The organism is Rathayibacter sp. AY2B3, assembly GCF_002931755.1.
Lineage (GTDB): Bacteria > Actinomycetota > Actinomycetes > Actinomycetales > Microbacteriaceae > Rathayibacter.
This window is the reverse complement of sequence record NZ_PSUG01000023.1, coordinates 48,452-57,780: the sequence shown is the minus strand read 5'-3', so window position 1 is coordinate 57,780 and position 9,329 is coordinate 48,452. Positions and strand designations below refer to the sequence as shown.

Genomic DNA, 9,329 nt, shown 5'->3' with positions numbered 1-9,329 from the left:
CACCCCGTCCTTCCGCGGCCCCATCCCTCGTCCCCCCGGCGGATCCGCCATCCGACGCCCGTTCCCGCAGCCGCTCATGCTTCGGAACCGCTTGGATGCTCCCGCTGTCGAGCAGCCACCCTCCGCTCGCACCCCCGAGCCGAACGGTCGATCCGCGTGTCAGCGGATCGATCTAGGCGTTCGCTCCCCGCTCCACGAATCGCAACCACCTCGAGAGGCCGACCGCGCCGAGCCCGACAAGGGCGGGCTCGGAGACCAGCACCGTCAGCCGAGGCTCGCGACCCACTCCGAGCTGCCGTCGACGAAGGACTGCTCCTTCCAGATCGGCACCGACGCCTTGATGTCGTCGACCAGTGCCGCGCAGGCTTCGAAGGCCGCCGCTCGGTGGGCCGAGGCCACGGCGCAGGCGAGGGCGAGGTCGCCGACCACGAGGTCGCCGACCCGGTGCACGGCGGCGATCCGGACGTCCGGCCACCGCTCGGCGATGCGGCGGGCGGAGGCGAGGAGTGCGGCGGGGGCGTCCGGGTGCGCCTCGTAGGACAGGCGGAGCACGCCGCGGCCCTCGTCGTGGTCGCGGACGACGCCCGCGAAGGTCACGACGGCCCCGTGCGTCGGGGAGTCGACCGCCTGCTCGCACTCGTCGACGGTGATGGCCTCGGCCGCGAGGCGGGCGAGGGCGACCGGATCAGCGGGCATGGTCGCCGCCTCCGAGCTGGTCGAGCAGGTGTCCGATCACCGGGTCGAGCACGTCGATCCCGTCGCGGACGCCGCCGGGCGAGCCGGGGAGGTTGACCACCACGGTGCGGCCGGTGACGCCGGCGAGTCCGCGGCTGAGCACGGCGGTGGGGACGTGGGCCGCGCCGCGGGCCCGCACCGCCTCGGCCAGGCCGGGCAGAGGCCGCTCGAGCAGGGGCGCGGTCTGCTCGGGGGTGACGTCGCTCGGGGCGACGCCCGTCCCTCCGGTGGTGACGACCAGGTCCACTCCGCTGCCGACGGCGTCGGAGATCGCCTCGCCCACCGCGTCGCCGTCCGCGACGACGACCACCCGCGACTCCCAGCCGCGGCTCACGAACCACGCCTCGAGCGCCGGTCCCGTCCGGTCCTCGTACACGCCGGAGGCGGCACGGGTGGAGGCGACCACCGCCACCGCCCGCCGCGTCACGGGACTCATTCGCTCGTCCACGAGCCGCTCCTCCCGCCCGCCTTCGCGAGCACACGGACACCGGTGATCACGGCACCGCGATCGACCGCCTTGATCATGTCGTAGACCGTGAGGGCGGCCACGCTGACCGCGGTCAGCGCCTCCATCTCGACCCCGGTGCGACCGGTCGTGCGCACGCGCGCCTCGATCCGGACGCGGTCGTCCTGCGGCTCGAGGTCGACGTCGACGCCGTCCAGCGCCAGCGGGTGGCAGAGCGGGATGAGCGTCGAGGTCGCTTTGGCGCCGAGGATCCCGGCGATCCGCGCGACTCCGAGCGCTTCGCCCTTGGGCAGCTCGCCCTGCTCGAGCAGCCGCACCACCTCGGGCGAGGTCACGACGTACCCCTCGGCGACAGCGGTGCGCGCCGTCACCTCCTTCGCGCTCACGTCGACCATGTGCACGGCTCCGTCGCCGCGCACGTGGGTGAGCCGATCGCTCTCAGTCATCGATCCTCCAGATCTCGACCGTGTCGCCGGTCGCTGCGTGGTCCGTCCCGACGGGGACGTGGATGAGCACGGTGGACCGCGCGTAGGACGCCAGCAGGTGCGAGCTCGGGCCGCCGACCGGATGCACGAGCCCCTCGTCGTCGAGGACGCCACGACGGATCTGGTGCAGGTGAGCGGGCGAGTCGAGGGCCGTGCCCAGGCGCGCACGGAGCCGCGGCCGTTCGGCGGGCACGCGTCCCGCGAGAGAGCGCAGCTCGGGACGGAGGAAGACCTCGAACGAGACCAGGGCGCTCACCGGGTTCCCGGGCAGCGAGACGATCGGCAGGTGCAGGCCCTCGGCCACGCGGACGAGCCCGAGGCCCTGCGGGCCGCCCGGCTGCATCTCGACGTGGCCGAACTCCGAGCCCGCCGGCCCCAGCGCGTCGCGGACGACCTCGTAGGCGCCCGCGCTGACGCCGCCGACCGTGATCACCAGGTCGGCCGCGCCCGCGTGCTCCTCGAGCAGCGCCAGGAGGTCCTCGGCCCGGTCGCTCGTGCAAGCGGCGACGGTCGGCAGCGCACCTGCTTCGCGGACGGCCTCGGCCAGCAGGGCGCCGTTGGCGTCGTGGATCTGCGCCTCCTCGAGCACCGCGCCGGCCGGTCGGATCTCGTTCCCGGTGGGCACGACGAGCACCCGGAGGCGCGGCAGCACCTCCGCCTCGGTCAGCCCGAGGGAGGCGAGGAGTCCGTAGTGGGCCGCGCGGAGGACCGTGCCGGCCGGGAGGGCGAGCTCGCCGCGACGGGCGTCGCTGCCCCGGGCGCGGACGAAGGTCGCCGGCACCACCGGGTGCGCGAAGGCGACGCTGCCCTCTGCGGGGAAGCGCGGAGGATCGACGCGCTCGACCGGGACGACGGCGTCGGCCCCCTCCGGCAGCGGCGAGCCGGTCATGATCGGGGTCGCGGTGCCGGGCTCGTGCCGGGGCGCACGGTCGCCCGCGGGGATCGGCGCCGAGACGGGCAGGGCGACGGGATGCTCAGGGGCCGCCGCGTCGAGGTCGGCCGCCCGCACCGCGAACCCGTCCATCTGCGAGTTGTCGAAGCGCGGCAGGTCGAGCGGGGAGTCGACGGAGCGGGCGAGGACCCGGCGGTCGTACGCGCCCGGATCGGCGGCGACGGCGACCGGATCCAGGCTCAGCGTCTCGCGGGCGCCCCGCGTGGCCAGTGGCGCGAGCAGCGCCCGCACCCGGGCGGCGTGCAGGTCGATCGAGGTCATCGTGTCCTCTCGCGAGCGGCGGTGCCCGACCGGCGGCGGGGCCGAGTCCATCTTGCCGGGTCGCGCCCGGTTCCGCGGCGTAGTGTGAGCGGATGAGCACAGCACTGGGGATCCCCGGCTTCCGGCCCCGTCAGCGCAGCGCGGTCCTTCCGGCCGACCGCCCCGCCACCCCGCTCCTCCTCGACAGCTACGGGCGTGTCGCGGACGACCTGCGGATCTCGCTGACCGACAAGTGCAATCTGCGCTGCACCTACTGCATGCCGGCCGAGGGCCTGCCGTTCCAGCCGCCCGCCTCCCTCCTCAGCCGGGAGGAGATCCTCCGCCTGGCGCGCATCGCCGTGGAGCAGTTCGGCGTCCGCCAGATCCGCTTCACCGGCGGGGAGCCGCTGCTGCGGAAGGACCTCGTCGACATCATCCGCGACGTGGCCTCGCTCGAGCCGCGCCCCGAGATCTCGCTCACGACGAACGCCATCGGGCTCTCGGGTCGGGCGGTGGCGCTCGCCGAGGCCGGCCTGAACCGGGTCAACGTCTCGCTGGACTCGATCTGCGCGGAGACGTTCGCGAAGGTCACCCGGCGGCCGTTCCTCGACCGCGTGCTCGCCGGCATCGACGCGCTCGGCCCTGCGGGCCTGGATCAGACGAAGATCAACGCGGTGCTCCTTCCCGGGATCAACGACCTCGAGGCTCCGGAGCTGCTCGCCTGGGCCCTCGCGGGCGGCCACCAGCTCCGCTTCATCGAGCAGATGGCCCTCGACGCCGACCACGGCTGGGACCGGGAGACCATGATCACGGCGGCGGACATCCGCGCCCTGCTCTCGGAGCGCTTCACCCTCAGCCCCCACGCGGCCCCGCGCGACGGAGCGCCGGCCGAGCTCTTCGACGTGCGCGAGGCCGGAGGATCCGTCGTGCTCGGCCAGGTGGGGATCATCGCCTCCGTCACCGAGAACTTCTGCGGCGACTGCCGCCGCACCCGGCTCACCGCCGAGGGCGGCGTCCGGAGCTGCCTCTTCTCGAACGAGGAGACCGATCTGCTCGGCCCGATGCGAGCGGGGGCGGACGACCACGAGGTCGCCCAGCTCTGGCGCGGCGCCATGTGGGCCAAGCCCGCGGGCCACGAGATGAACGTCGTGGGCTTCGTCCAGCCCGAGCGCACGATGAGCGCGATCGGCGGGTGAGCGTGCGGGTCCGCTACTTCGCCGCGGCGAAGGCCGCCCTCGGCCGCCCCTCCGACGAGCTCGACGAGGTGCCCGATCTCGGCGCGCTCGAGGAGCGCCTCGTCGCCTCCGCGCCCACGGCCGCCGACGTGCTCGCGCGGTGCACGTACCTCGTCGACGGAGTGTCGACGGCGGACCGGGCGACCCCGCTCCGCCCGGACTCCGCGGTCGACGTCCTGCCGCCGTTCGCCGGCGGCTGACCCGCCGACACCGGCGCTCGTACGGTCGTCGCCATCCTCTGGAGGCGGACCGAGATCGTGGTGATCGGTCGCGGCTGCGCCGGGACTCCCGGAGTGATCCAGGCGCCCCGGCGCAGCTGCGGACGGCTCGACCGCCGACGGCGAGCGCGTCTCGAGAGCGGGGGACCGCGACGATCCGACGCGTCCCACCTGCGCGTCGCCGGCCCCGCGGCCTCGGCTCGGCTCAGCGGCCGACCGACCGGATCACGGGCAGATCGCGTTGGTCATCGTGTCGAAGACCGTGCGGCCCTGCACATCGCGGAAGCTGAACGCCGACGCCACTCCCGTGGCGATCAGCTGCCCGCCGTTGAACGCGCGGCCGTCCTTCGTCACGTAGCAGTCCGGCGCGTAGGCGGTCGCGTCGGAGGGCACGCCGGACGCGATCCGCGTCTGCGGCGCGGTCACGTCCGCGAACACGCCGTACCGGACGAGCGCGCCGTTCTGGATCACGTCGGCGATGTTGCGGTTCTGCTGATCGCGGAACGCGTCGGCACTGGTCACCCCGGTGGTGATCAGGAGGCCGCCGTTGAAGAGGCGTCCGTCCGGCGTCAGGTGGTACCCGGGCGCCAGGACGGTCGATCCTGCAGGAACGCCCGTGGCGATGACCTGGTTCTTCGTGGCGAAGACGTAGCGGACGATCTCCGTTCCGGCGACCACGTCGATGACGTCCAGGTTGCCTCCGTCGCGGAAGGAGTCCGCACTCGTCACTCCCGTGGTGAGGAGTGTTCCCTCGGCGCGCCGGAGCTCGCCGTCCGGCGTGACGTAGAAAGCCGGCGCGTGGACCGTCGATCCGCTCGGCACACCGGTACCGATGGCCCTCGGCGCGGCGTCGCCTGAGACGAACCGGAAGAAGACGCCGTCGGCGACGAAATCGGCGACGTCGCGGTTCTGCTGGTCCCGGAAGCCCTGGGCACTGGTGACGCCGCTCGCGAGCTTCGTCGAGCTGTGGTAGAGATCGCCGGACGCCGTCAGGTACAGCCGGGGTCCGACGGGCGAGGCTCCCGAGGGGACGCTGCCGTTGGACGTCGTCGACGCCCCCTCGTTGTTGAGGACGTACCGGATGGCACTCCCCTCGGTCGCCGTGGTGCTCGCCGTCGCGCCGGCGGTCGTGGCGCCGGAGACGGCGGTGAGGGTGAGGCCGCTCTGGGCCACGTTGCCGGCCGTGACCGGGATGCTGACCCGTCCGTCCGAGCCGGTCGTCGCCGAGACGGTCTGCGCGCCGCCACTGGTCAGGCCGCCGGGCAGCGTGATCGTGACCGCGGCTCCCGCCGCCGGGGAGCCACCGGTCGTCGCCAGGACCGACACGCTGCGCGTCGTGCACGCGGTGAAGGTGTAGGCGGGGGCGTCGAAGGCCAGCGCGAGTGGGGTCGAGGCGGCGAAGGCGGGCGTGGCCACGGAGGCGGCGACCACCGGGATGGTCCATGCCGCGCCCTGCACGATCGTCCGGCGGGCCGGTCGCCCCGAGGTCGGAACGGTCCAGGAGTCCGGGGTGCCGGAGTGCTCTGCGCTCGGGTCCACTGAGTCGATGTGTGTCATGGGGTGTCCGTCTCTGTCGGAGGTGTCAGGGGTGTCCGACGCGCTGATCCTGCCCAAGACCGGACCTCTGATCGACGAGGAACGGGGTGCGACGACGTTCGATGCCCGCCCGTGGAGTTTCCGTCGCCGTCGGCGTCATCCCGCGTCGTCGATCCGTCGGAAGGTCCGCTGCATGTGGACGCGCGAGCTGAACCCGGCCGACTGCGCGACGCGGTCCAAATCCGCCCCCGACCGGGAGCCGAGCTCGTCGAGGAGGCGCTGCGCCTCGAAGGCGCGCCACCGCTCGATCTGCTGACGCGGGGTGGTGCCGGCCGAGGAGAACGCGCGGTGCAGGTGGCTGACCGACACTCCGAGGGTCTCCGCCAGCGTCTCCACCGTGAAGGAGCGGTCGCGGTAGTGGCGCTCGATCAGTCGCGTGCCCGCGGCGAGGACGCCCGCCGCGGAACGGTCCTCGCGGTCGAGAGCGGGCAGGAGCGCCGAGAACGCCGAGGCGATGAGGTGCTCGCTCGCGATCTCGAAGTGCTCGAAGGCCGCGTCGGACGGCTCGACGTCGAAGTTGAGGACCGTGTTCGCAGCACCCGTGAGAGCCCGCCAGTAGGGCTCGGGCAGATCCAGCACCGTGTCCATGATCGAGGAGAACCCGCTGCCCTGGAGCACGGACGGACGCAGCTGCCACTCGAAGCGGGCCCAAGGGCTCACCGCCGCTGCGTACTGGACGGTCGAGGCGCGGGTCATCAGGGCGCTGCCGGGCGGGAGCCGGTGGTCGACGTCCCCGATCCTCACGCGACCGATCCCGTCGGCGCTGAACAGCACGCGGAGCCGGCCGGGGTGGGGGAGGATCTCGAACTCCCCGCTCTGCAGCCACGCACGGCTGAGGCTGAGCCGGGGCGAGGTGATCGCGTCGACGACGGCACCGTGGGGGAGTGGCCGCCGCGGGATCCAGCCGAGGCGCCGGAGCCGTCTCTCGGCGGCGCTCCAGGACTGCGGCATCACCGCCCCGCTCGCCTCGGGACGGGGTCGAACGGATCGAGGAGGGCCGCGCGCCGTGCGGAGCGGAGGGTGTGGGACGACATCGATGCTCTCCTCGGGACGGCGGCCGTGACCACGGCGCCACCTCTCAGCATCCGACGGCGCTCGACGAGATCCCGCGAGGAAGCACGATTCCTCGTCGGGACGAGCACCGGACATCGCCGATCCCGGTCGACCGCGACGGAGCACACGGCCCCGTCGACGACCCGGAGGCCGTTGCGCGTCAGAGGGCGCTCAGCGCGCCCATGTCGCCATCCCGCCGTCGAGCGAATCGGACGCCACGCCCGCCGCTGCCGCCCGCTCCGCCGCCAGCCGCGACCGCATGCCGGAGGCGCAGTGCAGCACGAGCGGACCCGTCGGCAGCGCCGCGGGATCGAAGCGCGACATCGGCATCCGCACCGCTCCCGGCACCGCCACCGAGCGGTCCTCGTCGTCCTCGCGGAGGTCCACGACGGTCGGGGGCGTCGGTCCGGCCAGCCGCTCGCGCAGCTGGGCCGCCGTGATCGACCCGGCCGCAGCCCGACGCTCCGGCACCGGGGGCACCCGCCGCTCGAGGGGGAGCTCGGCCCAGGAGGCGTCGAGGGCGTCGTGCACCAGCACGCGGCCGAAGAGCGGCTCGCCCGCCCCGGTCACGAGCTTCACGACCTCCGCCGCCATCGCCGAGCCGATCATCGCGCAGAGCGCGCCCAGCACGCCGACACTCGCGCAGCTGTCGCCCGCGTCCTCGGCCTCGGGGTGCAGCGCCCGCAGCGTCACTCCGCCGCCCGGAGCCGCGGCCCAGAAGGTCGACAGCTGGCCGTCGAAGCCGAGCGCGGACCCCCAGACGTGCGGGACCCGGGCTCGGGTCGTCGCATCGGAGGCCAGGTAGCGGGCGCCGAAGGTGTCGAAGCCGTCCACCACGACGTCCCATCCGGCGACGAGCGAGTCGACGTTGGCCGAGGTCAGCGAGACGGGGAACGCGCGGGCGTCGATCCCCGGGGACAGCCGCCGCGCGGTCGCCGCGGCGGACTCCGCCTTCGACCGGCCCACAGAGGAGTCGTCGTGCGCCGTCTGCCGCGCCAGGTTCGAGAGCTCGACGACGTCGCCGTCCACGATGCCGAGCCGACCGACTCCGGCGGCGGCGAGCGCCGTGATCACCGGCGACCCGATGCCGCCCGCCCCGAGGATCAGCACCCGTGCGTTCCGGAGGCGTCGCTGCCCGAGCTCCCCGATCGGCCCCAGGCGGATCTGCCGCGCGAACCGCTCGCGCTCGGCGGCGGTCAGCGGTGGTCCCGGCTCGACGAGCGGGGTCATGCGAGCTCCTTCCTCCACTGGCCCTCGTGGGCGACGGGGGTGAAGCCGACGGCCTCGTTCACGGCGAGCATCGGACGGTTCTCCTCGGCGTTCCAGGTGTAGACGGCGCGGCAGTCCCGAGCGGTGAGCGCGAGCTGCTCGAGGGCGTCGAGCTTGAGCAGCATCCCCAGCCGGTGGCCGCGGTGCTCGGGCAGGACGAGGGTGTCGCCCCAGAGGGCCGCGCGGCCGGGGATCACGTCGACCGTGCAGTAGCCCACCAGGTGGCCGCTCGCGCGCTCGAGCGCAGCGGAGGTCAGCTCGATGCGTCCTCCGGCCGCGGCGCCGGTCTCGTGGGCGGCGAGCCTCGCCCGCGTCCACGTCTCCTCCGGGACCGACAGACCCGCGGACGGGGCCTGGACCGACATCCGCGTGCGCAGGAGCAGGAGGTCCTCGATCCGCTCCCCGGGCGTCGCGCCCCGCCAGTGCAGCAGCTCGTAGCCGGAGGAGTGCTCCTCCGCGGCGGCCCGTCGCGAGGCCGTCCGCGCGCCGTCGAGGGGGAGGCGGGCGACGCTGACCCGCTCCACCTGCTCCAGGGTCCAGCCGCGGGCCGCGAGCCGGCGCGACCCGGGGTCGCCGGAGGGGACGGACCCGGCTCCCGAGAGCGCGGCGATCCGCGGGTCGGCCGCATCAGCCCGATGGGCCGTCCAGGTCTGCAGGACCCGGCGGCCGAGCGCGGCCGCCTCGCTGCTCAGGTGCTCCATCAGCGTCGTGCCGACTCCCCGCCCGCGCTCCGCCGTGAGGACCGAGATCGACACCCAGGCCGCCTCGTCGTCCGGGGCGGTGCTCCAGTGCAGCTCGCCGCTGCCCACCGGACGTCCGCCGGACTCCGCGAGGAAGGCGCGGCGGGGGGAGTGCTCGCGCTGCTGCCACTCCCCGAGGCCCGTCTCGGCGGGGAACGCCAGATCCGCGGTGCCGGTCCCCTCCGCCTCGACGGCGTCACCGATGGCGGTGAAGGCGAGGAAGTCGCCCCAGCCGGCCGCCTCCACTCGCTCCGGGATCACGAGCTCGCGGACGCGCAGCGTCGGGTCGGAGGAGCGGTTCACCACCCCAGTGTGCACTCCCGAGCGCCGGGAGCGGCCC

10 protein-coding genes are annotated in these 9,329 nt (G+C 74.2%); 2 read left to right on the top strand and 8 right to left on the bottom strand.

The features are described 5' to 3' along the window. Positions 1-264 precede the first annotated feature (264 nt). The 4 genes from C5C24_RS09510 to glp are packed head-to-tail and all read right to left on the bottom strand — an operon-like array spanning position 265 to position 2,899. Positions 265-696 carry a molybdenum cofactor biosynthesis protein MoaE gene (locus tag C5C24_RS09510; protein ID WP_104275971.1) on the bottom strand — a complete coding sequence of 144 codons (432 nt, stop codon included), beginning with the start codon at positions 694-696 and terminating at the stop codon, positions 265-267. After that, positions 686-1,171, bottom strand: coding sequence for a molybdenum cofactor biosynthesis protein B (locus C5C24_RS09505; RefSeq protein ID WP_104304815.1), 486 nt, complete (start codon positions 1,169-1,171; stop codon positions 686-688). Before C5C24_RS09505 ends, C5C24_RS09510 begins: the two co-directional genes overlap by 11 nt. Further along, on the bottom strand, positions 1,168-1,647 hold the full coding sequence (gene moaC / locus C5C24_RS09500) for a cyclic pyranopterin monophosphate synthase MoaC (RefSeq protein WP_104304814.1): 480 nt from the start codon (positions 1,645-1,647) through the stop codon (positions 1,168-1,170). Before moaC ends, C5C24_RS09505 begins: the two co-directional genes overlap by 4 nt. Further along, positions 1,640-2,899 carry a gephyrin-like molybdotransferase Glp gene (gene glp, locus C5C24_RS09495; RefSeq protein ID WP_104304817.1) on the bottom strand — a complete coding sequence of 420 codons (1,260 nt, stop codon included), beginning with the start codon at positions 2,897-2,899 and terminating at the stop codon, positions 1,640-1,642. Before glp ends, moaC begins: the two co-directional genes overlap by 8 nt. Before the next feature lie 92 nt (positions 2,900-2,991). On the opposite strand from glp, the gene moaA reads away from it, so the two are divergent. Both moaA and C5C24_RS09485 read left to right on the top strand, forming a co-directional pair. Beyond that, complete coding sequence (gene moaA / locus C5C24_RS09490; RefSeq protein ID WP_104275974.1) at positions 2,992-4,074, top strand: GTP 3',8-cyclase MoaA; 1,083 nt, start codon at positions 2,992-2,994, stop codon at positions 4,072-4,074. Next, positions 4,071-4,313: a MoaD/ThiS family protein gene (locus C5C24_RS09485; protein WP_104275975.1), complete on the top strand. Its 243-nt coding sequence runs from the start codon at positions 4,071-4,073 to the stop codon at positions 4,311-4,313. Before moaA ends, C5C24_RS09485 begins: the two co-directional genes overlap by 4 nt. A 243-nt stretch (positions 4,314-4,556) precedes the next feature. Here the strand turns inward: C5C24_RS09485 and C5C24_RS09480 are convergent, their stop codons facing one another. The 4 genes from C5C24_RS09480 to C5C24_RS09465 all read right to left on the bottom strand — a co-directional run bounded on the left by C5C24_RS09480 (position 4,557) and on the right by C5C24_RS09465 (position 9,292). Further along, on the bottom strand, positions 4,557-5,888 hold the full coding sequence (locus C5C24_RS09480; RefSeq protein WP_104304813.1) for a hypothetical protein: 1,332 nt from the start codon (positions 5,886-5,888) through the stop codon (positions 4,557-4,559). Between the two features lie 135 nt (positions 5,889-6,023). After that, positions 6,024-6,878: an AraC family transcriptional regulator gene (locus tag C5C24_RS09475; RefSeq protein WP_181110194.1), complete on the bottom strand. Its 855-nt coding sequence runs from the start codon at positions 6,876-6,878 to the stop codon at positions 6,024-6,026. 273 nt (positions 6,879-7,151) lie between these two features. Next, entirely contained in the window at positions 7,152-8,210 is a 1,059-nt protein-coding gene (locus C5C24_RS09470; RefSeq protein ID WP_104304811.1) for a ThiF family adenylyltransferase, read from the bottom strand. Further along, complete coding sequence (locus C5C24_RS09465; protein WP_146082569.1) at positions 8,207-9,292, bottom strand: GNAT family N-acetyltransferase; 1,086 nt, start codon at positions 9,290-9,292, stop codon at positions 8,207-8,209. Before C5C24_RS09465 ends, C5C24_RS09470 begins: the two co-directional genes overlap by 4 nt. Positions 9,293-9,329: the final 37 nt, after the last annotated feature.